Source organism: Ignavibacteriota bacterium (assembly GCA_016708125.1).
Classification (GTDB): domain Bacteria; phylum Bacteroidota; class Ignavibacteria; order Ignavibacteriales; family Melioribacteraceae.
In genome coordinates, this window is record JADJGF010000001.1 from 4,472,901 (window position 1) to 4,495,437 (window position 22,537).

A 22,537-nucleotide genomic window follows, 5' to 3' on the forward strand; every position below is an offset into this window, starting at 1 on the left:
ATTTAGTTTTGATTATTAAGTTGTGGATTTACAAAATCGTCAATTTTATCAAAAAGTAAATTATAAAGGCTTCGTTTATTATGTAGAAAATTTGCTGTAAAAGTCATCCCTTTTTTTAAATTACCCTTTAAATTATAATTTAATTCTAAGAAATTTTGACTTGTTTTACATATAACTTTAAAGAAATATGAATTATTTAAAATGACTACATCATCGCTAACAACGATAACTTTACCTTTTAACAAACCCCATTCTCTATAATTATAAGCATCCATTTGGATATTAATATCTTGTCCTTGCCTAACAAATCCAATATCTTTAGGAGAAATATAGATTTCAGCAACCAAACTATCATTTGGAGAAATGTTGGCTATTAGTTGATTTTGAACTAAATAACTATTTGGTTGAATACCTTCCAATTCTTGAATTGTGCCATCTATTGGTGCAAGGACAAAGTATTTTCTTTTTAACTCAAATAACTTTTCTAATTCGATAGCTAATACTCTGTTCTCTTGCTCATAGTTGATAAGTTTTCCTTCCCATTCAGATTTTGAAGTTTTAAATAATTGTTCTTTTTGGGATACTGCTCTATCAAACTCATATTCACTATTTTCAAATTCTTTACTTGAAATAAGATCTTTTTGATATAGTACTTTATCTCTTTCTTTTTGTTTTTGTGCACGTTCTAAAAGAAAAGTTAACTCATTAATGCGTTCTAGAAAAAGGCTATAATCTTTTAAAAACATTGTAGACCTAAATTTAATTTGATTAGAAATATTGAAATCATTTGCCTCAATCAAAGTAATTAAATCTGAGATGTAGTTTTTATTTCTGTTTATATCAATTTTTTTCACTTCAATTTCTGCTTCAATTGTTGAGACATCAAAAACTAGCAAAGTATCTCCTTTTAATACTTTTTGATTATCATTTAATTTAAGAGAGATTAACTTTCCAGTAATTGGAGCAACAATCTGGAAATTTTCATTTTTTGTTTTTATAATACCCCTTGCTTGAGTAAATGTATCCACATAAATAAAAGGGAGGGAACTAAAACTGAAAATTAGAAATAACAAAATTGAAGAATATATGATTTGGCTTTTAAAAGATATTTCTTCTAAGTAAAATTCTTTACCTTTTTCAAAAAATATAGCTGGAAAGATTTTCATGAAAAATTAAAATTCTAAAACAGTCCCAATGCTAAAACCAAAATGCTCATCAAGCATAATTTCTTCCGGTAAAAAACCTTTGCTTTTGTACAATAAACCTAATTTTACACCAAAACCTTTTAACCATTTTTCTTTTTCCCTAAATAGATTGTAATTCAATGTTAAATCTATAGCTCCTCCAGTAAATGATTTATTAGTAAAAAAATCAAAAGATTTAGGTTGTGTCCAAAAGTGTGTAGCGATTGTGGTAGAAAATCTATTAGTAATATTATAATCATGTAAACTTAAACCATAACCATAAAACCAATTAGACTCATTTTGAAATTGCCTGCAATAAAAATGGATATTGTACTTTTCATCAATTTTTAACCAAATATTTTCATCGATAAAATCTCCAAATGGTGCCATTGTGAAACCTATACCAAAATTACCTTTTATATTCTCAGATAAATAAAAATTTCTTTTCCCAATTATATTTGAATTCAGTAAGTTTAATAATGAACGCCACCCAAATCTTTTTACTAAATTTCGTTCTTTTTCAGAAAGAGAATTATAATCAGTATATCGGTGAAACTCCATATTTGGTCTATAAATATGTCTTGCGAAACCGTAGATATCATGACCTACAATATCTCTTTCCAGTTCATCAATTTCCTCTTTACTCTCACCTTTATATTTGAATAAGCCCATCAAATAATATTGTAAAATGGCGAGCTTTCTATATGAATATTCCCACTCAATATTTTTATAAACATCTTCCTCAAATGCCATTATCGTTTCAATTCTTCTTGTAAGCATATAATCAGATTCTAACCCAGCGGAATGAAGCCGAATGTAATTTGGCAAATCTGTATCACGTAAAATTTTAAGATCAATATCTCTAACTCCAATTACAGTAGCAGCACCGTATGAATTTATAAAGGGTTTTGATATTGACCCCAAATTTTTTGCTGTTAGAATTGACCTGTGCCCTTCTTCATGTGTTAATGGAATAGTAAATAGCGACAACACTATTTGAAGAAAACTTAACATCTTTTTGTTTTCAACCAATTCATCTAATTCTTTATTGAGTATTCTCAGAGAACTTAGATAATTTTGGTTAGTTTGTTTCATTGTAAATAAAAGAGCGGGAGAATCTTTAATGATAAAATCATATTTATATATATTATTTGTTAAGGAATCTTGACAAAATATTTGAATAGATAAAAAGAAGAAAAAAAGAAATATTTTCATTGTTTTATTTTTTATGTTTGAAGTAATGCGTTGTTAACGATCATGAAATTACTTGACCTACCCTAAATAAATAATTTATTCACTTCATTATTCAATTCATGATAGGTCAAATATAAAATATTACCCAAATAACCAATCAATTAACGCTTCCATTCCTTTATAACCAAGATATACACCTATCATAAAAGTTGTAAATTCACCTCCATTAATTTCACTTATTTCAGTTGCGTTTAATTCTACTACTCCGTTAATTTCATTCATATTATGTTTCATTTTTTTCTCCGTCTTTTTAATATTTTTTTTAACCAAATAACCAATCACCAAGTGCATATAAACCAGCAGCTAAAGCTCCGATGGCTACACCCCATAAAAATTCTTCTAATGATCCACCTTCAATCTCTAAAAGTTCTTTTTTTGAAAGATTTTGAGTTCCATCAATAGCAAATAATTTGTCATTCATAAAACCTCCATTTTTTATTAAATTATAATAGCCTAAGTATTAGGCAATTCTAACTTAATTTTTTTAAGTGCAATATCATTGCACTTTAGCAAATAATCATAAAATACTTCCCCTCCATATATATTTTTTACTTTTTCATTAGTAATAATTTTTACAGAGTATTTTATTTCTAAATTAAAATCGTTGTCATAATAAAAAGTTTCCATCTTTTTATTATACTTGATGGGGGCACCAATTGCACGTAAATATTCTATAATATTGAATAATTGTCTTCTACAAATATTTAATTTCAAAGCAAAATCATTAGAATTACCTGTTTGTTGATTTTTTATTAATTTGTTAATTTTTTTAATACGTTCTAGATTTTCAATATTTTTGTGCATAATTTTTTATCTTATATGAGCTAAAAGTTTATAACGGCGTGGCAAATAACCCGTCCGCCCAAATCCGTCAGCTGACGGAACAATTTTATTTAATAACGAATAATTTATTTAAAGAGCAGTTTTTAATTTAACTTTAGTAAAAACTGCGACTTACTTTTCTGAATTGTACTTCACTTTAACAAAATACTTAAACTTACTTTCAAACTTTCTGTTTACAAACCAAACCGGAATTGAGCGAAGCGGTCGGGTTGATTTGTTTGTTATACCGATATTTTAATGTGTTAACTTATTAACTTTATTATTGAAATTATACTGAAAAAAATTGCCAAAAAAATACTCCCAATTACATAAGATTTAGAATTCATTCTAAGTTCATCCCATTTATCTAAATCTGAGCTAAAACCAATTGCCATTAAAATGAACATAATTGTAATAACATAAATAACGTCAATTCCCCAAATATTGTCGCTACTATTATTACTAATTTTTGTATCCCAAAATATTTTTACAAGTATAATTGATGCAAGGATAGAAGCTACTCTAGATATATAAGTTGTAAAATCTTTCTTAGTTCCTAAATTAAAATTTTCAAATTTTACGATATTTTTGTTAATCTTTTTGCTTGTTAAAAAATCATTGAAAATTAAAAATATTAATTCATTCTCAGAATAATTTGTATTAAATCTCAAATGTTCATTTTGTTCACTATTATGATATTCAATTAATTTTCCATCAATAGTTTTTGCACATTGTAAAAATTCTTTTTTTGATTTTTGAAGAATTATAAAATCTAATTTTAATTGATCTATTTGTTCCAATGAATTACGAATATCATTTTCAGAAGGATTATTAATTCTATCTTTATGTTCTAACAATAGTTTCATATTTTTTTAGCGGTATAACGGCGACGCAAATAACACGCCGCCAATAACTGCAAACTTAAGTTAATTTGTTTCCGCCAAATTTTATAAAAACAGTTTTAAATTGTTTTTACAAAAACTGTTTTTTGGTTATTTAAATTTACTTTCAATATTAAACAACAATTTTAAACAAACTTTCTAATTTAATTTTTACAACAAATGTCAGACTGCGACATGCAGTCGGGTTGATTTGCTTGTTATACCTTGTTTGATTTTGCTAAATTAAAACTAATTCTATTTCACTAACATCAATAAAATCTTTTTTATTTACAGTAGCTATTGTTTTAATATTATTTGAAAGTGAAATGCTTATAATTTCAAAATCATGAATTCTGAGTCCAATTGGTGAATACTTCTTTAATAAATCTATGAATATTGAATTGGATTTTTCGGTTGGATATAATATTGTGAATATTTTTTGAAAGTCTTTTACTACAACTAACGCTTCTTTTATTGAAATACTTGATTTAGGATTTCTAGTAACTACAGATAAAAATTCTGAAATGTTTTTAGAAGAAGTGAATAATTTATTTTCTTTATTATTTAATATTTGTTGCACTGAAATATAATATTTTGATTCTTCATCAATTGCATATATTAATAAATTAGTATCAAAAAATATTTCATTCATATGCACTTTCTCTAATATCAATATCGTCGAATTGCCCCTTAAGCTTAAAAGTATGAATTTTCTTTTTCTCAGTAATTTCAGAAATTACAGTGTCAATGTATTTGTCAACTTTATTTAATAGTTTTTCTGGTACACGATCAATTTTTCTTTTAACTTTTTCTTTGGTGATCACATTTCCCTCAATATTTCAATTTAGATGTGCTAAAATATAAGTCAAACATAGTTTACTTTCAATTCATTATTTTCAATGTATAACGGCGTTGCAAATAACTTGTCCGCCCTTAATTATAATTTTACAAAATAACGAGTGGCAAAATTACGGGAGCAATGTTTAATTTTCCTTGCAAACATTGCGACTTAACTTTTCTTTAATTACACTTCACTTTAACAAAAAACTTAAATTGGATTACTAAATTCTCTATTTACAAATTTCCACCGAACCGGAACGGCGGTCAAGTTGATTTGCTGGTTAGGCAGCATTTTACTTTATTTGAGTTATTATTCATTATCTTAAATCTATTTGTAAATAGTAATTATGGATATTAATTACTAACTAAAATTCAAACTCTTCAACTTTTCCCCATTAATAAAGATACTAATTCGATAATCTGTCTCTGTGCTTGTTGCATTATTGCCCGTATAAACTTCATAATTTTTTTTATATCCACTCATAACTATTTTTCTTTCTTGAAATACAGCACTTTTCTCAAAACTTTTACTGAATAATCCAAAAGACTCCTCTACTACTTCAATATCATTTATCTTACAGATAAAAGAATTTGTAATAGGCATTTTTACAACAGAAATTTTCCAAGGAGATGCTTCTTCAGTTGGTTTATAAAAAGCAAGTTGCGAAGAAGAACATGAAACTATAAAAAATACGACTAAAGCTATAATCAATAGAAAATAATTTTTCATACATTTGCCTAATAAAAATGATATACATAATAAATATATTTTGATGCCTAACGACGTTGCGCCTAACCCGCCGCCCATAACAAGGAAGCCGAGTAAAACACAACTGATAAATATTAAGCCGTAGGTTTGTAACTTGTTCAGTACAAACCGAAGGCAAGTTAATTAATTAGAACGAACACTTAGAACAACAAACTATAACTAAAACACAATTTCAAAAATCACAAATTCGCCGAACCAAAACGGCGGTCGGGTTGAGGCGCTGGTTAGGCATTAGAATATTTTAATTAGTAAAGCGAGTAAAACAATTAACAAGAATAAAACAGGTAACAAAGAACCAACAAAAAATAATATAGAATTAATAGGAGTATAAAATAAATTAAAAAATGGATGGATTGACTTTTCTTCTTTAGTTAAAGCTGAATTCCAGTATCTAAACTTCATACTGTTTATATAAGAAATTCCCGCAAGTCTATCATCATAAGGTTTGGCTATAATTATTTTTAATCTACTAAAAATTATGTATAAAAATAAAACTGCAAGTAAAATATAGAATACATAATGAACACGAAAATCAAGTATGAACTCAAATATTATAATAAGAATAAAGTACAACTCAGATATGAATAAGACTACTTTATTAAAAAATGAAATGGAATTTTTAGATTTATATAAATTAAACGTTTCTTCAATATTCATTTGAATAGATGCCTAACGGCGTGGCAAATAACCCGTCCGCCAATAACTACAATTTATTTTAATAACGATTGGTAAAATTACCAGAGCAAAGTTTAATTTTTCTTTAGCAAACTTTGCGACTTACCTTTTCCTTGAATTGCACTCACTTTAACAAAAAACTTAAATAAAACTTACAAACTAACTTTTTACAAATTCACCCGACTGAGTTCGGCGGTCAAGTTGATTTGCTTGTTATATAGAAATTATTTTGGTAAACGATTTAATTCATTCTCTAATCCGTCTACTGTTTTTACAGAATATTTTGTTTTAATTTTATCTCTAATAAACTTTTCAGCGGCTTGGAAATCTTTATTTAGACCATGACTGATTACTTGTGCACTTAGATAGTTTAGTCTATACTCTAATTCTGACATTTTAAAATTTGAATTTATCGTATCAAGTACGGTTGTCAGAACATCAGTATTATAATAGTATCTACTTATTTCCATTTTTGTTAAATATGTATAAATGTTTTCTGGAAACTCTTTAATCCCCTCATCAATTATTCTATAAGCCATTTCCTCATTATGATCAATATATGCAAAATATTCTGATTTTAATGAATAAAACATTTCATGTGCCTTTCTACTCGGAATTGTCTCCAATTGATCTAGTAAAAATTTAAGTTCTTTTTTTTGATCAGAAATATTATTTTTTTGCTTAATAAGACAACGAAAATAAGCATGAATATAATAAGGATTTGATTTTCGCTGATAGTAACTTTCTTTTGCTAATTCATATGCAGAATCATAATCTTCTAAATTTATATAAACAAGTACTAACTCTCTCTTTGCTTTTATATAATTTGGATATTCATGTAATAGACTAAAAAGTCTTTCTAATGCTACGTCATAACGTCTAGTAAGTCTATAATAAAATCCAAACAAAAAATTATGATCAGGTTGCCCAATAAATTGCACTTCTGTTGTAAATCTTTTGTCCCTATTTTTAGCTAATGCTGAACATAACCAATATCTTATTTCACTAATTATTCGACGATCAATATTTTTTTTATTTTGAAACAAATTGTCAGCTATATCAATTGCTGAATCATATAATCCATTTCTATATAGATCAGTAATTGCATTAAGATAATACGATGGAATAAGTAATTCTTTTGGAATTTCATTAATATTACCATTTTTTATTGCAGTTTGAAAAGCGATTGATAATTCTGACATATCTGTATCATCTTTATCAGTATAATCTTTTAAGATTAATAAGGAGTAATCTTTAATCGATTTGATATATTTATCTTCCATTCTTAGATTAAGACGTAAAATATAATCTCTTACACCGTCATTTAATTTCATATATTCTTTAATAGCTCCGACATATTCAATTATTGATCTCTTAGAAAATTCAACAATTAGTTCACGTAAATTTATTTCCTCCTCAGTTTCAAATATTTTTCTTAAAAGTTTTAAACTAATAATGTCATATTCTGCTAAAATTCTTAGTAAACTCATTGCAGCAACATTATCCTTATATTCTCGTATTGTCGAACTTATATGTTCAGAATTGTATTCGGCAATTACATGTAAATTATTTCTTAATTCATCAATACCAACTTTTTTTAGGTAATCAACTGTAAATATTATCTGTGTTGGAAATCCTGTAAATAATTCTGAAAAATTTTTTTTATCAACCAAAGAAATATCTAAATTCTCAATATCTAAGTGTGCTTGAAATAAATTTTTACATTCATTTTTATCTAATCCTGGTAGTGATATAGAATAAATATAATCTTTATTTTTAAGGCTAGTATAATTAGGAACAACACGAGAAATTATAAGAATAAATATTTTCCTTATTTCTTTGCTTAATCGATCAATTAGTTCTATATACCAGTCAACGATTTGACCATCTTTATAAACAATGCTAAAATTGTCAACTACATAAACAATATTATCTGAAGCATAAATTTCTAGTAGAATAATCTTAGCTAATTCAATTTTTTCTTCCATCGGGATATTTAAAAAATCAACTAAATCTTTTCTATCAATACTCGCTACATAACCAAGATCAAATAGAAATAGTATAAAATCTTCTATACTTGCACTTGAATGCATATTAATAGTTGGAGGGAAATAGTAATCTCTTATTTTATTAGCATTAATTAAGGAATGTTGAAGAAATCTTCTACGACCAACCTGTGGTAAACCAGAAACAATAATGGAAATTGGAGTTGGAATATCATAATTAAAAATTCTTTCATCAAACTCCTTTTTAAATTTATCACGACCAATAAACAGTTGTTGTTTTGCTTTTGTTTGTGGGAACATTTCCCATGCAACAATTCGAAGTTTTTGCAAAATTCGTTCTGCTGCTTTTGTAGGTTTAGAAACATTTCTTAGATTATATTCTTTAATCCATTCAGGAATTCTAGTATCTGAGTGTTTTGTATTATCAATAATAATAGGATAAAAACCTTTTATTTGATTTTCTTTTATTAATATTTCAGCATTAAATATTTCTTTTTTTACCCACTCACTTTCCAATGCTTCATTTGAAATAAATAAAACAAATACATCTGATTGCTCCAATCCAATAAATATTTCATCGATAGTTTTATTACCTTCTTCAAACGTAAATACATCATAAATAATTTTATCTTGACCAAGAATACTTGCAACTTTTTCAACATAAAATTTTTGTTTACTTGCATGAGATAGAAATGCTTTAGGCATATTTACTCCTATTAATTGGTCAAATAAATTCTATATAACGGCGTGGCAAATAACCCGTCCGCCCAAATCCGTCAGCTGACGGAACAATTTTATTAAATAACGATTAGTAAAATTACCGGAGCAAAGTTTAATTTTCTTTAGCAAACTTTGCGACTTACTTTTCTAAATTGTACTTCATTTTAACAAAAAACTAAAATTGAAAACTAAACTTTCTGTTTACAAACCAAACCCAATTTAGCGAAGCGGTCGGGTTGATTTGTTGGTTATGTTACTTTTTTACTTATTGAGTAAATTCGATTAATTTGAATTTCATCTATATATGGTTTTCTATTTAAGATTCTTTCATTTTTGAAACCAGAACTTTCCAAGGCCGATTGAATTTCTTCCATTGAAAAAAGTGAATAATAGATTTTTGATTTTATGTCTAATAATTCTTCTTCGTATCCTTCAGAATTACCTTCTTTTGTAACGATTAATAAATAACCATTTTTTTTTAATACTCTATTAAATTCTTTAAATACATTTTGCAAATATTTTTTAGGTGTATCTATTATTGAATAATATGATATTATTCCGTCAAAATAATTTTGTTTGAATTTTAATTTTGAAAAATCTCCAATTTCAAAATGTATTTTAGGGTTTTTATTCTTTGCTATTTTTATACATTTTTCTGAAATGTCAATTCCAACAATGTTGATTCCTTTTTGATAGATATAATTTTCAATATGCCCACAAGGTCCACAACCAACACTACACAATATTGATTTTTCGTTAAATAAACTCAAATATTCATCAATTATATTTTTGTCAAATTCTTTTTTCCCCAATTCGTCATAAAATAAATCATAATATTTTTGAGCGGCTTTATTGTAAGCTTTTCTTGTTAATTGATTTGTCTTTTCTAATGTTTCCATTTTTTAAGTAACATAACGGCGGCGCAAATAACCCGACGCCATAAACAATAATTTTATTAAATAACGAATGATTTATTTTAAAGAGCAGTTTTTAATTTTCCTTGGTAAAAACTGCGACTTACTTTTCTGAATTGTACTTCACTTTTACAAATAACTTAAATGAACTTCCAAATTATCTGTTTACAAACCAAACCAGAATTGAGCGAAGCGGTCGGGTTGATTTGTTGGTTATGCATTTTTAATTAATCCAATACATAAACTCTTTCACAATCAAATTATTCTTCTTCAAAATACATTCAATTTCTTCCCCATTTCCATCAAATCCATAATCTAAAAAGTATCGCTCATTATTCTTTTTAATACGAAATAAATTGCGAAGATTATTCTTTAAAGATTTTGGTTCTGAAAAATTTATAGAGATTGTGGAGTCCAATGAATATTTTATATTCTGATTATCTATTAAATCAATAATTCTATTTACTTCGTCAATTTTTATACTTCTATCTTGTAGAATATCAAGTTTACCTTTTGATGAATTTACAATCCATGTATTTGAAGTATCTAAAGAAGTAAGTAAATATTGTGTTTTATATTCAGTTTGATTAGAATCCGACGAATTCCAATAATTTGAATATGCGTGCAAATATCTTGATGTTTTAGAAACACCATTAATGATAGGAGATTCATATACTATAATTTCATTTGGTTCAAAATCTCCAGCATAATAGTCTATTCCAATTTGAATGGAATCAATATTTTGGAATGAATATTTTTGCGCAAAGTCAATAAGATTAAGACTGTCTGATTTTGTAAAATTATTTTTTGACAATTTTATTACCTTGATTGGTTTTTGGGCAGATAGATTAATCCCGAATAATAGAATACAAATAATAATTTTTATACTTTTCATTTTCTATTTTTCCAAATGCATAACGGCGTGGCAAATAACCCGTCCGCCCAACACAACAATTTTATTTAATAACGATTGGTAAAATTACCAAAGCAGTTTTTAATTTAGTTTTACAAAAATCTGCGACTCACTTTTCTGAATTGTACTTCACTTTTACAAAAAACTTAAATTTACTTCCCAATTTTTGATTTACAAATTCCCGCCAAATTAGCGAAGCGGTCGGGTTGATTTGTTTGTTATACATTTTTACTTTAAAACAGTTTGAATTTTCTTTTTTGATATTGTTGTTGCCAATTTACTCGATTTTATTGTGACGCCAATTACACTTACGTATATAAATATTGTAATAAATATGAAAGCATAAATATTTGGAATTATTTTTTGGAAATATAAAACCATACTTATAATTACAATGATAACGCCATTATTAAATAAGTATTTTCCACCTAATCTGTTAGTTTCAAACCAAACTTTTCATCTTTCATCGTTTCTGGTAATCTTATTCCGTACCAATGATTAATTTTTACTTTTTGCAATATTAATGGAATTGATAATGCAATCATTAAAATTCCAACAAAGCCAGAAATTAGAAATAATATTTCCATATTTCCTCCAAATGTATAACGGCGGCGCAAATAACCCGTCCGCCCATAACAACAATTTTATTAAATATCGATTGATTTATTTTAAAGAGCAGTTTTTAATTTAGTTTTACAAAAAACTGCGACTAACTTTTCTAAATTGCACTTCACTTTTACAAAAACTAAAATTGACTTCTAAACTTTCTGTTTACAAACCAAACTGGAATTGAGCGAAGCGGTCGGGTTGATTTGTTTGTTATATGGCATTTTTATATTAAGCAGAATTTCTTAATTCAAAATCTATTTTTTCTTTTAAGATTATTTTTATTAAAGATTGATATGGTACATCTCTTTTATTTGCAATTATTTTTAAGTCATTTAATAAAAATTCTGGTAGTCTTAATGAAATTGTTCTTGTGGATGGTTTAAGATTTGGAAAAGATGTCGATTTGGATTTCTCCCAATTAATATATTCTGTAGAGTCATTTTTGACCAAAACTCTCTTTCTTCTTCTTCTGTTTTAAATTTTGGAATATTTTTTAATTTCTTCATTGTATTTTCTTTTCTCTTTTTTATTCATATCTCTTGCTGAAATTATTCTAATTAAGTTTTTTCTTATTGTAAAAACAGTAAATATTTTTCTATCTGAATCTGTTCTTCCTAAAGCGAACCAACGATTTTCTTTTTCTGAATGATTAACATCATCTGCAACAATTAATGGTTCATTGAAAAATATTTGTTCACATTCAATATGTAAAACTTGATGTTTTAACCAATTTTTCTCAATGTTTCCATTATCCCATTGAAATCCTTCAATATTATCAAAAGTATTTTTCATACAGCTGTATATTATAAAAACATACTTAATTTTGCAATACCAATTTTCTTATTTGCCATATAACGGCGTGGCAAATAACCCGTCCGCCCAACACAACAATTTTATTAATTAACGAATTTATATTTTTACAAAACAATGTTTAACTTTTTTCCACAAACATTGTTTTTAAACTTTCTGAATTGCACAACACTTTAACAAAAAACAAATATTTACTTCCTAACTTTTTGTTTACAAACCAAACCCAAACTGAGCGAAGCGGTCGGGTTGATTTGTTGGTTATGTGCATTTTTATTCTTCTTTAAGTTCACCATATTCTCTTAGAAGTTTTTGTAATTCTGATGGGGGTAATTTTTTAATTGAAGAACGAACATCTCTTGAAATATTTGCTAATTCAATTTTTCGTTCTTCTTTTTTTTCTTTTTCTTCTTCATTATCTTCATCACTTTTTGGTAAAGCTAATAATTTAATATCATTACCTTTAATAATATGCGAAGTAATCAGGTTTGTAATTTGTTCAACTTTTTTGTCAATATTTTTGTCAATGTTTTTATCTTTTTTTATTGCAATTTTATGTTGTTCTTCAGCTTTACTAGAAATAGCAATTGAAATATTATTTAACAATTCTTCTTCTCTAGCCTTTTCACTTTTTAATAGTTTTTGATTACCAAAATAAGCCTCTGTTATTGGGGCAATAATTTTTTTATAAGAAAGATATGCTGCATAACATTTAAAACCAACAGTAAATAGTTCAATTAAATTTATAGCGACATCGACATTAAGGTTAATTACGAAGTCAACAGAACCATTTTGAACTTCAACAATTTTAATATCTTTTGGTGAACTACTATTTATGATTTGATGATAAATTGGGATTGTTCTATTCCATGCAGAAATATTTTTAACAAATTCATTTAGATTTGTAATAGTTTTTTGATCAATAAAAATAATAGATAAAATTGCTTCTTTTTCTTGGGATAAATCGGAATTACTAATTTTTATATATGGATCTATAAATTCCTCAATATTATCGATTTCGTTAATATTTTCTTGAAGCTTTTGATTTAATTGATTTAAAATTTGATTTAATTGACTATAAAATTGATTTAGTTCAATTTCACTGTCAGTAATTAAATTTGCAATTTTTTCATCAAAATTTGTTTCTGTAAATGGTCTTACTGTAGATTTGGGAAATAAACTATTTAACATATTAGGTAAATCGCCTTCGTAAATTGAATTTAATTTACTTGAAACTTTACTAGCAATGTCTCTAAGTGTTACAATATTATTTTGATTGTTAGGTAAACTATTTAAATAATCTTGAACATCTCGCTTAAAGCCCAAATCAATTATTTCATTGTTAAAAGTTTTAATGTAATCATAAATTGTTTCAATATTCATAATATTTCCTCAAAATTAAATAATATTTTTATGCACATAACGGCGTGGCAAATAACCCGACTCCCTAAACAACAATTTTACAAAATAACGAATGATTTATTTTAAAGAGCAGTTTTTAATTTGGTTTTACAAAAAACTGCGACTTACTTTTTTGAATTGTACTTCACTTTAACAAAAAACTAAAATTTACTTTCCAAAATTTGATTTACAAATTCAGCCCAAATTAGCGAAGCGGTCGGGTTGATTTGTTGGTTATGTTGCTTTTTTATTTTTTACTCACGAATTAACATAATTTCATTAGTTACATTCCCATCTTGTATTGCTTTTTGTACAATCATATCTGGTGTTTTAAATTCAAATCTAAATTTTAATGGGGAATTCTCTGGATTAGTAATTATAATTTCGCCTTTATTTTCTGATGTGAACCAAGCTTGGCAAAGTTCCATATTTGGTGAAGATTCTTTTAATTCTGCTATAATAAATTTATCAGCTTTTTTATCATAGCCATAAAGTTGAATTACTCTGTCAACTATTTTTCCGTTCTTTATTACTTTGCTATTACATACTAAACCATTTCCAAACTTCTCATTTTCAGAAATAAATTTTGTTTCATCATCAAATTCACATTTCCAAGTTCCAATAAATTGTTTCATCAATTCAACTTGATCAAGTTTTTCATTCATACTCTGTGCCTTATTTAAATTTACAACAATTAGAATAAATCCTAAAATCATTAAAGTTTTACGAATTACCATAATTTATAAGATCCCATTTATTATTGCTATTGCAACATAACGGCGTGGCAAATAACCCGACGCCTTAAACAACAATTTTACTAAATAACGATCGATTTATTTTAAAGAGCAGTTTTTAATTTTCCTTGGCAAAAACTGCGACTCGCTTTTCTAAATTGTACTTCACTTTAACAAAATATTTAAATGAACTTCCAATATTTCTGTTTACAAAATTCCGCCAAGTGAAACCGGCGGTCGGGTTGATTTGTTGGTTATGCAATTTATTTTATAATATTAATCAAACTGAAGAATTCCACAAATAAAGTTTTATAATAGAATTCCCAAATTTATTGCAAAGACCCCACCACTGTAACCTTTGTTCCCCAATTCTTTAAAATTACTAATAAAATGATATGATATTTTTGGCCCTATTTTTAACCAACTAGAAATAAAGAAATCTATTCCTAAATTTGGCTCAACTCCGAAAACTGTTTCATTAACTACATCGCTTCCAATACTAAATAAATTATCTAAACTTGTTTTTGTTTGTGTTCCACTGCCAATATAAATACCAGTATTTAATCCAAAATGTATTCTTCCAACATCTCCTATTGCTAATTTTTCCGGATAGTAACTGAACCCAAATAATAATGGAATGATTGTTACTGTTGATATATTGGAATAATTTACATTTGCAGATGCTCCAAATGTTCCTACTGAAGCATCAACAGACCATTGGTTATCAAACCAATATTGATAATTTAAATCAATTAAAATATTTGTCTCAGTATTTACCTCAGATAAAGTTGTACTTGCTGAAGTGGTAGAATTCATCTTAAATCCAAAACTTACATTAATTGAATTAGTCCCATTTAAATTCATATTACTTTGTGAATAAACCGTAGAAGTAATAACAAAAAGAATAACTACTATAATTAATATTTCGTTCTTCATTTTAATACTCCTTTTTTTTTAATTGCATAACGGCGTGGCAAATAACACGCTGCCCTAAACAGCAATTTTAAGTTTATTGTTTCCGCCAAAATTTATAAAAACAGTTTTTAACTTCGTTTTGCAAAAACTGTTTTTTGGTTATTAAAATTTACTTTCAATATTAAACAACAAGTTTATACGAACTTTCAAATTTAATTTTTACAATAAATGCCAGACTGCGCACGCAGTCGGGTTGATTTGCTTGTTATAAAGCATTATTTAATTTCTATGTTTGGATTAATTTTTAATAATTCAGAAATAAAAGTATTGAAATCTTTTGGAGCTATATAAAATCTGTTTTTAGATTTTTCAGTAATTTCTAATCTTTCTGATGATAGCGCATAAGAAGATAAAATATTATTTGTTTTTCTAACTTTTAATATATTTTCAATTTTTACATACTTTCTTAAAATCCAACTTTTTATAAATAATTCTCCTTTTTCAATTTTATAATTTGTGCTGTTCCAAATCCAAACTGAAAGTCCAATTGCACAAATAAAAATAATTAACATAGTTTTTGAATATAGGAAAACTAAAAATGGTAATATGAAAATTGGAATACTCCAAATTACAATTGTGTAGAGCAAATCTTTTTTAGGTTCAAAATTCATAATTATTTTTTCTCTTTTTATGCTTTATAACGGCGACGCAAATAACACGCCGCCCTAAACAACAATTTTATTAAATAACGAATGATTTATTTAAAGAGCAGTTTTTAATTTTATTTTACTAAAAACTGCGACTAACTTTTCTGAATTGACTTAACTTTAGCTAATAACTTAACTGAACTTTCCAAACTATCTGTTTACAAACCAAACCAGTATTGAGCGAAGCGGTCGGGTTGATATGTTGGTTATATAGCTTTTATTCAATTAGAAAGTCCACTGTCTCAATGTAAGTCCACTTATTTTCTTTCAATTCAAATAAATATTCAGTAAAAGTTGAACCATTGTTTGCTGAAATTAAAACTTTATTTAAGCTTTTATTAATTCTAAATTCAACGTAAGGTATTGAATAATATTTGAAACCCCATAAACTAGCTTTTAGTGTCGTTTTTGTTTCAATAAAATTTGCACGTGGCCATCCTCGCCATTTTAGGTTTAAATATTTGTTTTCATTTTTAGAACAACAATCACTTTTTATAAATTCATCAATCTGCTTTTTCTTTTTATTATTTACATAAACCACTTGGTTTTTAACTAAATCAGGCATTGGTCTAAAATTTAATAATGTATCAACAATATCATTCTTGTTTTTAGAGTAAATTGGATATAGTGTATCAGAATTAGTAATAATATATATAATTTCATTCTGAATCATTGTATAAGGTTTTTTCAAAAAATCACTATAATATTCTGATATATGAAAGTTTTGAAAATCTGTAAAAATACTGTAAACTGTTTTTTTATTAATATCTAATTCATTTAGAACATTTACTGAAATTGGTTTTATTTCATTTGACCATTTAATAAAATATTCTTCAAGTAATTTATTCGAATCTTCTTCATAAGCTTGACATAAAATAAAATTATTATTTTTTTCTACTTGGGCAAAAGTATAATCAATTACTATAATAATGAATAGTTTGAGTACAATTATTATTTTCAAATATTTATACATTATTTTTAGCTATATAACGGCGTGGCAAATAACCCGTCCGCCCAAAAAACAATTTTATTAAATAACGAATGATTTATTTTAAAGAGCAGTTTTTAATTTTCATCAGCAAAAACTGCGACTTACTTCTCTAAATTGTACTACACTTTAATAAAAAACTTGAATTTACTTTCTGACTTTTTGTTTACAAACCAAACCAGAATTGAGCGAAGCGGTCGGGTTGATTTGTTTGTTATGTGGCATTTTAAAATATTTTAGTTTTCAATTCTTTTTACAACTTCATTCATTGTATAATGAACAAATTGTTCACCAAGACCAGTTAATACATATGGTTTTGTTTCTTCAAAAGCAGATTCCATCGTTGGTGAAATAACTCCTTTTCTTCTTGGAACTTTTTTCTTTAAAAATTGACCATATTGATTCGTTGCTCTTTCTTGACGAATTACACCTCCCATGCTTAAATCTCTAAATAACATTCTGTATAAGTCAGCTTCAGCAGAATCTTCTCTTGGTAATTCACCATTGATAGAATCCCAAATCTCAAAACGTGTTATTCCAGGATTTTTATAAATTTCTCTTATTATAGCGAAATGAGCTTCATGATATAAATTTAACCAATCCATAAAAAGTCTAATAACATCATCTGAGGTTAGTTTTGTCCCAGCCGAATTTGATACAATATTTTTTACATATTTTCTCTTTTCTTCTGTGTCAGATTCATCCCAAATACGAAATGCTTTTCTGACAAGTGAGAGATATTGTTCGCTTTGTATTCGTTCTTCAATTTGTTCTCCGATACCTTCAAACCTATTAACAACTTCTTCCAAATCTTTCATTAATATGCTAATCTTTTTTGCATGCTCCTCGAGCCATTGACTTTGTAGATTATTTGTTTTAATGCCACTTTCTTCAGTTTTGTAACTTACTGCGGCGCTAATAAAACCACCAACCCAAGGAATACTGCCAAGTGCAGCTAATACAAATTTTTCTACCATTCTTTGCCAATTTTTAGGAGAAGTTTTGATTAATTCAGTTTTGATAAACTCAATTGCTTTTCCCTCGAAATCTTTAATATCAGAATTATTCATATTTCGTTCCTTTTCTATGACACATAACGGCGTGGCAAATAACCCGTCCGCCAAAAGCAACAATTTTGTTAAATAACGAATAATTTATTTAAAGAGCAAAGTTTAACTTTCTTTAGCAAACTTTGCGACTCACTTCTCTAAATTGTGCTACACTTTTACAAAAAACTAAAATTTACTTTCAAATTTTTTTTTTGCACAAAACCCAAACGAGCGAAGCGGTCGGGTTGATTTGTTGGTTAGCTTGTGAAAATTATCTACTCTACTTCATAAGATATAAGTTCATACTTAGAGGAAGTATACCATTTACCAGACAAACTTTTTATGCCTTCTTCCCATTTTATATAACCGATATTCGGACTAAAATAATAATCTTGTTGATATCCATTAGTATTGTCATATTTTAAGCGATAATGGTAACATTGAAATGTTTGTGAAGGAGTAGTAAAGCTTTCATTTATAGAGACAACTGTGATTGTCCCATTTGCACCCATGGGACGATAACTATAATTAGCTGATGAAGGATAAACATATTGGAGTGTAGAATATCCTATCCCATTGACATTTGATGAACTATCGTAGTATTGCCATAACCCATCATCTTTGTTCATTTCAAATCCCCAAAATGTTTTATACCATTTTTCATTAAGAATAGTAGTATCAGATTCAACTCTACAAACAATAGTACTAACATTTCTAATATTGCCGATTGAGTCAAAAGATGTTCTTTGATACTCCCACTGATTTCCTACATTAAGTGGAAACAAAACCTCTTTTTCGGTATTGCTTTCAGTAGGATTATCATCATTTCCCTTGCAGCCAAATAGCGATAACATAACTAAAAGCAAGATAAAAATTAATTTTTTCATATTATTATTACCTCAATTATTGTTATTTACAAGCTAACGGCGTGGCAAATAAGCCGCCGCCCAAAACTGATGGTTAAGTTAGAACGACTAATTAAATAATTATAAAAAAATTTTCATAGCAGTAGAAACTTGAACAAGAAACTAAAGACGGAACGACCAACATTAAAATTTGTAAAATGCCGAATGCGAAAAAAGCGGTCGGCTTGAGTTGCTTGTTAGCCAACTTTTTGAAGAATAAACTAAATATCATAAATATGACCGTGCGAAGATTCTCCTTTATCTTTACGAACAATTGTTGGTTTTATCCAAATAAGTTTATGCTGTAAAAAGTTTTCACCATAAACTTGATTTCGCCAATGACCTCTACGCCAATGAGTTGAAAGTTCTTTTCCGGAAGGAATGCTTTCACACTCTTTTTTTATTGAGTCACCACAAAACAATATTTTTGTATAACCTTGACTTTCAAGTTTTGACTGATTCCTTTGTATATCTTTTATGGATTTTGATTTACTTAATTTATCAATCAAACTATCGGGTGGATTTGAAGGATAACGACTATCAACTTCTTTATGTTCCGATGATAGATAGCATAATGCATTAATAATAAGTCTAAGCGATTCTTTAAAAATTGGGAAACCAGGGATAAACTTCTTCTCGATGACATTATCTAAATCAGCTTCCTCATAAATTTTAAACTCATTTTCAATTGAAGAGCCTACAGTTGCATTCTCATCAATCAATAAATCGAATTCATAAGATTTGTCTGGGTTCTCAATAATATTTAATTCGGGATTATATTCAAGATTTGGTTGAACAGTTGTCAGCAATATTTTTAAATATGGTTCTATTTCAGGTTCATATCTTATATAGGCTCCATCAACAAAATAGTCTTTATCGAAGATTAATAAATCTTTTTGAGTGCCGAGATAAATATAAAATTGCTTAAATGGGAAGTGAAGATATTTTAAATAAACATTATCAACATCTGTTTTGTTAAAAAGATTTAATAAAGCATTTGGAAAATGGAAAATATTCTGTCCATTCTTTAAATATTCTATATAATAAAAATATAATTTGTCTTCGTTTTCTATTATCTCATCTAAGTCATTTGAAGTTTTAACTGATGGATAAGATTCATAAAAATCTATTCTTTCATTATAATCTTCAGTAAGTCCATCATCTGAATCGACGTTTTTATATTTTTTAATTATATCCTTCAAAAAAGGACGACAATAAATAAAACGATTTGGGTGATATTTTAAATTTTCTTTTAACATATGATTGAATATTTAGTTGGCTAACGGCGTGGCAAATAACCCGTCCACACAAAACAACAATTTTATTAAATAACGATTGGTTTATTTTAAAGAGCAAAGTTTAATTTTTATTTAGCAAACTTTGCAACTTACTTTTTTGAATTGCACTTCACTTTTACAAAAAACTAAAATTGAAAACTAAGCTTTCTGTTTACAAACCAAACCAGAATTGAGCGAAGCGGTCGGGTTGATTTGCGTGTTATACACTTTTATTGATAATTTTTTTTTTAACTTTTTTGAAATATTTATTTAACAGATTTTTCTTAAATCTTATAAAAACTTTTATTTATTGAAATATTTAAAAAGCTCTAAATATTAAATACATTTTTTGATTAGAAAAACTTGAACAGTAATTTTACATTTTAGAAAAACTAAAACTTAGAAAAATGTTTAACAAAAATTATTAAAAGAACGAAAACTAATTTTAAGAAATATTTTACGAATTTATATTTTTACGAAAAACAAAAATATGATTTTGCGAAAGTTTGAAAACTTAAAACTTTACAAAACTTAAAAGACAATTTTAAATAGATTTTAAACCGTGTATAACGGCGTGGCAAATAACCCGCTGCCAAAAACAACAAACTTAAGTTAATTTGTTTCCGCCGAATTTTATAAAAACTGTTGTTAATTTTGTTTTAGCAACAACAGTTTTTGGTTAATTAAATGTACTTTCAAACTTTAACAAAAACGCTAAAAGAACTTTCAAACTATATTTTTACTCAAAACCCAAACCAGTACGGCAGTCGGGTTGATTTGCTGGTTATGCTTGTTCTATAAGTTTATATGATTCAATTCTATAATTAAGAATATTTGGATTTTCTTTGAGAAGTTCTAATAGAACTTTTGTTGAGCCAGTTGGAATTCTTTTCCCTTGTTCCCACTGTTTTACTGAAGAGGAGCTTACATTTAATACTTTTGCAAATACATTTTGACTTAATTTTGTCCGTTCTCTAATTTTTTGAATATCTTTTGCATTTATTTTGACTTTCGGAATTTTTACTTCAAGTGCTTTCAATTCTTTTTCTGTAAATGATATTTTTAAATTATTTGAAATTAAATCTTGGACTGTTTTCCCAATCGCTTCTTTTATTTTTGCTCTCATTTAATTTTATTCCTTTATACTAACAAATGTGCCTAACTTAACGAGTTCTGAATAATTATGTCTTTCAATTTCTAATAAATCTTTAGCTAATTTTTTAAAATATCTTAATTCATTTTCATCTAAATTATCTTTTTCATTTTTTGAAAATCCATAGACAAATATTGCAATATCAGATTTTTTATAAACTAAAATAGTTCTAAAACTTCCACTTTTACCACGTCCTTCTTTTGATATTCGAACTTTGTAAAGTCCATTAGCTAAATTACTTACTCCAAGATTGTTTGATAAATTTTCAACAGCATTTAATAAATATTTATCAGAAATAGAGTTCTTCTTTGCCCATTTATTAAACCATTTAGTTTTAAGATTTAGCATGAGTAAATATATCACATTGTGTTACATTTGTCAAATTGTTTTTACAAGCATAACGGCGTGGCAAATAACCCGTCCGCCCTAAACATTTAATTTTATTAATAACGAATTTAGAATTTTACAAAACAATGTTTAACTTTTTTCACAAACATTGTTTTTAAACTTTCTGAATTGTACTTCACTTTAGCATAAAGCTAAAATTGACTTTCAAAATTTCTATTTACAAACCAAACCCAAACGAGCGAAGCGGTCGGGTTGATTTGCGTGTTATACACTTTTATTGAAATTTTTTGTTTTAACTTTCTTAGAAAATTTAATTTAATAGATTTTTTTTAATCTTTTACGAAATAATAATTTATTTGAAAATATTAAACAGCTCTAATTTTTAATACATTTTTTGAATAGAAAAACTTGAACAGCAATTTTACATTTTAGATAAACGAAAACTTTGAAAAATGTTAAACAAAAATAATTAATAGAACGAAAACTAATTTTTAGAAATGATTTACAATTTATAATTTTTGAAAAAACCATAATTTGATTTTATAAAAGTTAGAAAACTTAAAACTTTACAAAACTTTTAAGACAATTTAAAATAGATTTTAAACCGTGTATAACGGCGTGGCAAATAACCCGTCCGCCAATAACAACAATTTTATTAAATAACGA

The 22,537-nt window shown here is 26.8% G+C and carries 26 protein-coding genes and 1 pseudogene; all 27 read right to left on the reverse strand.

Annotation, left to right across the window (positions count from 1 at the left end; translation table 11 throughout):
- Positions 1-2: 2 nt before the first annotated feature.
- Positions 3-1,166 (reverse strand): HlyD family efflux transporter periplasmic adaptor subunit, encoded by a 1,164-nt coding sequence (locus IPH62_19185; GenBank protein ID MBK7107396.1) that lies wholly within the window; start codon positions 1,164-1,166, stop codon positions 3-5.
- A gap of 6 nt (positions 1,167-1,172) precedes the next feature.
- The gene (locus IPH62_19190) at positions 1,173-2,399 is read right to left on the reverse strand and encodes a hypothetical protein (GenBank protein MBK7107397.1); all 1,227 of its coding nucleotides are present in this window, start codon (positions 2,397-2,399) and stop codon (positions 1,173-1,175) included.
- Positions 2,400-2,519: 120 nt separating this feature from the next.
- A complete protein-coding gene (locus IPH62_19195; protein ID MBK7107398.1) occupies positions 2,520-2,672 on the reverse strand; it encodes a hypothetical protein in 153 nt (50 codons plus the stop codon).
- Between the two features lie 28 nt (positions 2,673-2,700).
- On the reverse strand, positions 2,701-2,859 hold the full coding sequence (locus IPH62_19200) for a hypothetical protein (GenBank protein MBK7107399.1): 159 nt from the start codon (positions 2,857-2,859) through the stop codon (positions 2,701-2,703).
- Between the two features lie 32 nt (positions 2,860-2,891).
- Positions 2,892-3,242, reverse strand: a complete 351-nt coding sequence (locus IPH62_19205; protein ID MBK7107400.1) for a hypothetical protein — start codon at positions 3,240-3,242, stop codon at positions 2,892-2,894.
- A gap of 281 nt (positions 3,243-3,523) precedes the next feature.
- Positions 3,524-4,126: a hypothetical protein gene (locus IPH62_19210; protein ID MBK7107401.1), complete on the reverse strand. Its 603-nt coding sequence runs from the start codon at positions 4,124-4,126 to the stop codon at positions 3,524-3,526.
- A 253-nt stretch (positions 4,127-4,379) separates the two neighbouring features.
- Positions 4,380-4,793: a PIN domain-containing protein gene (locus IPH62_19215; protein MBK7107402.1), complete on the reverse strand. Its 414-nt coding sequence runs from the start codon at positions 4,791-4,793 to the stop codon at positions 4,380-4,382.
- On the reverse strand, positions 4,786-4,965 hold the full coding sequence (locus IPH62_19220; protein MBK7107403.1) for a hypothetical protein: 180 nt from the start codon (positions 4,963-4,965) through the stop codon (positions 4,786-4,788). The genes IPH62_19215 and IPH62_19220 overlap by 8 nt, the downstream gene beginning before the upstream one ends.
- 377 nt (positions 4,966-5,342) lie before the next feature.
- The gene (locus IPH62_19225; GenBank protein MBK7107404.1) at positions 5,343-5,711 is read right to left on the reverse strand and encodes a hypothetical protein; all 369 of its coding nucleotides are present in this window, start codon (positions 5,709-5,711) and stop codon (positions 5,343-5,345) included.
- Between the two features lie 270 nt (positions 5,712-5,981).
- The gene (locus IPH62_19230; protein MBK7107405.1) at positions 5,982-6,407 is read right to left on the reverse strand and encodes a hypothetical protein; all 426 of its coding nucleotides are present in this window, start codon (positions 6,405-6,407) and stop codon (positions 5,982-5,984) included.
- Positions 6,408-6,649: 242 nt separating this feature from the next.
- Positions 6,650-9,136 carry a toll/interleukin-1 receptor domain-containing protein gene (locus IPH62_19235; GenBank protein MBK7107406.1) on the reverse strand — a complete coding sequence of 829 codons (2,487 nt, stop codon included), beginning with the start codon at positions 9,134-9,136 and terminating at the stop codon, positions 6,650-6,652.
- Positions 9,137-9,399: 263 nt separating this feature from the next.
- Positions 9,400-10,050, reverse strand: coding sequence for a class I SAM-dependent methyltransferase (locus IPH62_19240; GenBank protein ID MBK7107407.1), 651 nt, complete (start codon positions 10,048-10,050; stop codon positions 9,400-9,402).
- Positions 10,051-10,288: 238 nt separating this feature from the next.
- Positions 10,289-10,879 carry a hypothetical protein gene (locus IPH62_19245; protein ID MBK7107408.1) on the reverse strand — a complete coding sequence of 197 codons (591 nt, stop codon included), beginning with the start codon at positions 10,877-10,879 and terminating at the stop codon, positions 10,289-10,291.
- A gap of 527 nt (positions 10,880-11,406) precedes the next feature.
- Positions 11,407-11,565: an SdpI family protein gene (locus IPH62_19250; protein MBK7107409.1), complete on the reverse strand. Its 159-nt coding sequence runs from the start codon at positions 11,563-11,565 to the stop codon at positions 11,407-11,409.
- Positions 11,566-11,815: 250 nt separating this feature from the next.
- A pseudogene (locus IPH62_19255) lies at positions 11,816-12,093 on the reverse strand (BrnA antitoxin family protein).
- Positions 12,062-12,379: a BrnT family toxin gene (locus tag IPH62_19260; protein ID MBK7107410.1), complete on the reverse strand. Its 318-nt coding sequence runs from the start codon at positions 12,377-12,379 to the stop codon at positions 12,062-12,064. The pseudogene IPH62_19255 and the gene IPH62_19260 overlap by 32 nt, the downstream one beginning before the upstream one ends.
- A gap of 139 nt (positions 12,380-12,518) precedes the next feature.
- Positions 12,519-12,665, reverse strand: coding sequence for a hypothetical protein (locus IPH62_19265; GenBank protein MBK7107411.1), 147 nt, complete (start codon positions 12,663-12,665; stop codon positions 12,519-12,521).
- A 2-nt stretch (positions 12,666-12,667) separates the two neighbouring features.
- Positions 12,668-13,777 (reverse strand): hypothetical protein, encoded by a 1,110-nt coding sequence (locus IPH62_19270; GenBank protein MBK7107412.1) that lies wholly within the window; start codon positions 13,775-13,777, stop codon positions 12,668-12,670.
- 272 nt (positions 13,778-14,049) lie between these two features.
- Positions 14,050-14,532: a hypothetical protein gene (locus IPH62_19275; GenBank protein ID MBK7107413.1), complete on the reverse strand. Its 483-nt coding sequence runs from the start codon at positions 14,530-14,532 to the stop codon at positions 14,050-14,052.
- Positions 14,533-14,838: 306 nt separating this feature from the next.
- Entirely contained in the window at positions 14,839-15,465 is a 627-nt protein-coding gene (locus tag IPH62_19280) for an outer membrane beta-barrel protein (GenBank protein MBK7107414.1), read from the reverse strand.
- 254 nt (positions 15,466-15,719) lie between these two features.
- Complete coding sequence (locus IPH62_19285; protein MBK7107415.1) at positions 15,720-16,115, reverse strand: PH domain-containing protein; 396 nt, start codon at positions 16,113-16,115, stop codon at positions 15,720-15,722.
- Between the two features lie 253 nt (positions 16,116-16,368).
- Positions 16,369-17,112, reverse strand: a complete 744-nt coding sequence (locus IPH62_19290; GenBank protein MBK7107416.1) for a hypothetical protein — start codon at positions 17,110-17,112, stop codon at positions 16,369-16,371.
- 263 nt (positions 17,113-17,375) lie between these two features.
- Positions 17,376-18,209: a hypothetical protein gene (locus IPH62_19295; GenBank protein MBK7107417.1), complete on the reverse strand. Its 834-nt coding sequence runs from the start codon at positions 18,207-18,209 to the stop codon at positions 17,376-17,378.
- 254 nt (positions 18,210-18,463) lie between these two features.
- A complete protein-coding gene (locus tag IPH62_19300; GenBank protein MBK7107418.1) occupies positions 18,464-19,075 on the reverse strand; it encodes a hypothetical protein in 612 nt (203 codons plus the stop codon).
- Between the two features lie 239 nt (positions 19,076-19,314).
- The gene (locus IPH62_19305; GenBank protein ID MBK7107419.1) at positions 19,315-20,352 is read right to left on the reverse strand and encodes a hypothetical protein; all 1,038 of its coding nucleotides are present in this window, start codon (positions 20,350-20,352) and stop codon (positions 19,315-19,317) included.
- A gap of 802 nt (positions 20,353-21,154) precedes the next feature.
- Positions 21,155-21,496: a helix-turn-helix domain-containing protein gene (locus tag IPH62_19310; protein MBK7107420.1), complete on the reverse strand. Its 342-nt coding sequence runs from the start codon at positions 21,494-21,496 to the stop codon at positions 21,155-21,157.
- A gap of 6 nt (positions 21,497-21,502) precedes the next feature.
- The gene (locus IPH62_19315; protein ID MBK7107421.1) at positions 21,503-21,871 is read right to left on the reverse strand and encodes a type II toxin-antitoxin system RelE/ParE family toxin; all 369 of its coding nucleotides are present in this window, start codon (positions 21,869-21,871) and stop codon (positions 21,503-21,505) included.
- Positions 21,872-22,537: the final 666 nt, after the last annotated feature.

Excerpts from the sequence above, each read along its gene's own strand:
- IPH62_19300 (MBK7107418.1), bottom strand. The coding sequence starts at position 19,075 with ATGAAAAAATTAATTTTTATCTTGCTTTTAGTTATGTTATCGCTATTT.
- IPH62_19215 (MBK7107402.1), bottom strand. The coding sequence starts at position 4,793 with ATGAATGAAATATTTTTTGATACTAATTTATTAATATATGCAATTGAT.
- IPH62_19285 (MBK7107415.1), bottom strand. The coding sequence starts at position 16,115 with ATGAATTTTGAACCTAAAAAAGATTTGCTCTACACAATTGTAATTTGG.
- IPH62_19235 (MBK7107406.1), bottom strand. The coding sequence starts at position 9,136 with ATGCCTAAAGCATTTCTATCTCATGCAAGTAAACAAAAATTTTATGTT.
- IPH62_19305 (MBK7107419.1), bottom strand. The coding sequence starts at position 20,352 with ATGTTAAAAGAAAATTTAAAATATCACCCAAATCGTTTTATTTATTGT.
- IPH62_19295 (MBK7107417.1), bottom strand. The coding sequence starts at position 18,209 with ATGAATAATTCTGATATTAAAGATTTCGAGGGAAAAGCAATTGAGTTT.
- IPH62_19240 (MBK7107407.1), bottom strand. The coding sequence starts at position 10,050 with ATGGAAACATTAGAAAAGACAAATCAATTAACAAGAAAAGCTTACAAT.
- IPH62_19210 (MBK7107401.1), bottom strand. The coding sequence starts at position 4,126 with ATGAAACTATTGTTAGAACATAAAGATAGAATTAATAATCCTTCTGAA.
- IPH62_19250 (MBK7107409.1), bottom strand. The coding sequence starts at position 11,565 with ATGGAAATATTATTTCTAATTTCTGGCTTTGTTGGAATTTTAATGATT.
- IPH62_19315 (MBK7107421.1), bottom strand. The coding sequence starts at position 21,871 with ATGCTAAATCTTAAAACTAAATGGTTTAATAAATGGGCAAAGAAGAAC.
- IPH62_19260 (MBK7107410.1), bottom strand. The coding sequence starts at position 12,379 with ATGAAAAATACTTTTGATAATATTGAAGGATTTCAATGGGATAATGGA.
- IPH62_19195 (MBK7107398.1), bottom strand. The coding sequence starts at position 2,672 with ATGAAACATAATATGAATGAAATTAACGGAGTAGTAGAATTAAACGCA.
- IPH62_19275 (MBK7107413.1), bottom strand. The coding sequence starts at position 14,532 with ATGGTAATTCGTAAAACTTTAATGATTTTAGGATTTATTCTAATTGTT.
- IPH62_19310 (MBK7107420.1), bottom strand. The coding sequence starts at position 21,496 with ATGAGAGCAAAAATAAAAGAAGCGATTGGGAAAACAGTCCAAGATTTA.
- IPH62_19270 (MBK7107412.1), bottom strand. The coding sequence starts at position 13,777 with ATGAATATTGAAACAATTTATGATTACATTAAAACTTTTAACAATGAA.
- IPH62_19230 (MBK7107405.1), bottom strand. The coding sequence starts at position 6,407 with ATGAATATTGAAGAAACGTTTAATTTATATAAATCTAAAAATTCCATT.
- IPH62_19190 (MBK7107397.1), bottom strand. The coding sequence starts at position 2,399 with ATGAAAATATTTCTTTTTTTCTTCTTTTTATCTATTCAAATATTTTGT.
- IPH62_19185 (MBK7107396.1), bottom strand. The coding sequence starts at position 1,166 with ATGAAAATCTTTCCAGCTATATTTTTTGAAAAAGGTAAAGAATTTTAC.
- IPH62_19280 (MBK7107414.1), bottom strand. The coding sequence starts at position 15,465 with ATGAAGAACGAAATATTAATTATAGTAGTTATTCTTTTTGTTATTACT.
- IPH62_19265 (MBK7107411.1), bottom strand. The coding sequence starts at position 12,665 with ATGCACATAACCAACAAATCAACCCGACCGCTTCGCTCAGTTTGGGTT.
- IPH62_19225 (MBK7107404.1), bottom strand. The coding sequence starts at position 5,711 with ATGAAAAATTATTTTCTATTGATTATAGCTTTAGTCGTATTTTTTATA.
- IPH62_19205 (MBK7107400.1), bottom strand. The coding sequence starts at position 3,242 with ATGCACAAAAATATTGAAAATCTAGAACGTATTAAAAAAATTAACAAA.
- IPH62_19200 (MBK7107399.1), bottom strand. The coding sequence starts at position 2,859 with ATGAATGACAAATTATTTGCTATTGATGGAACTCAAAATCTTTCAAAA.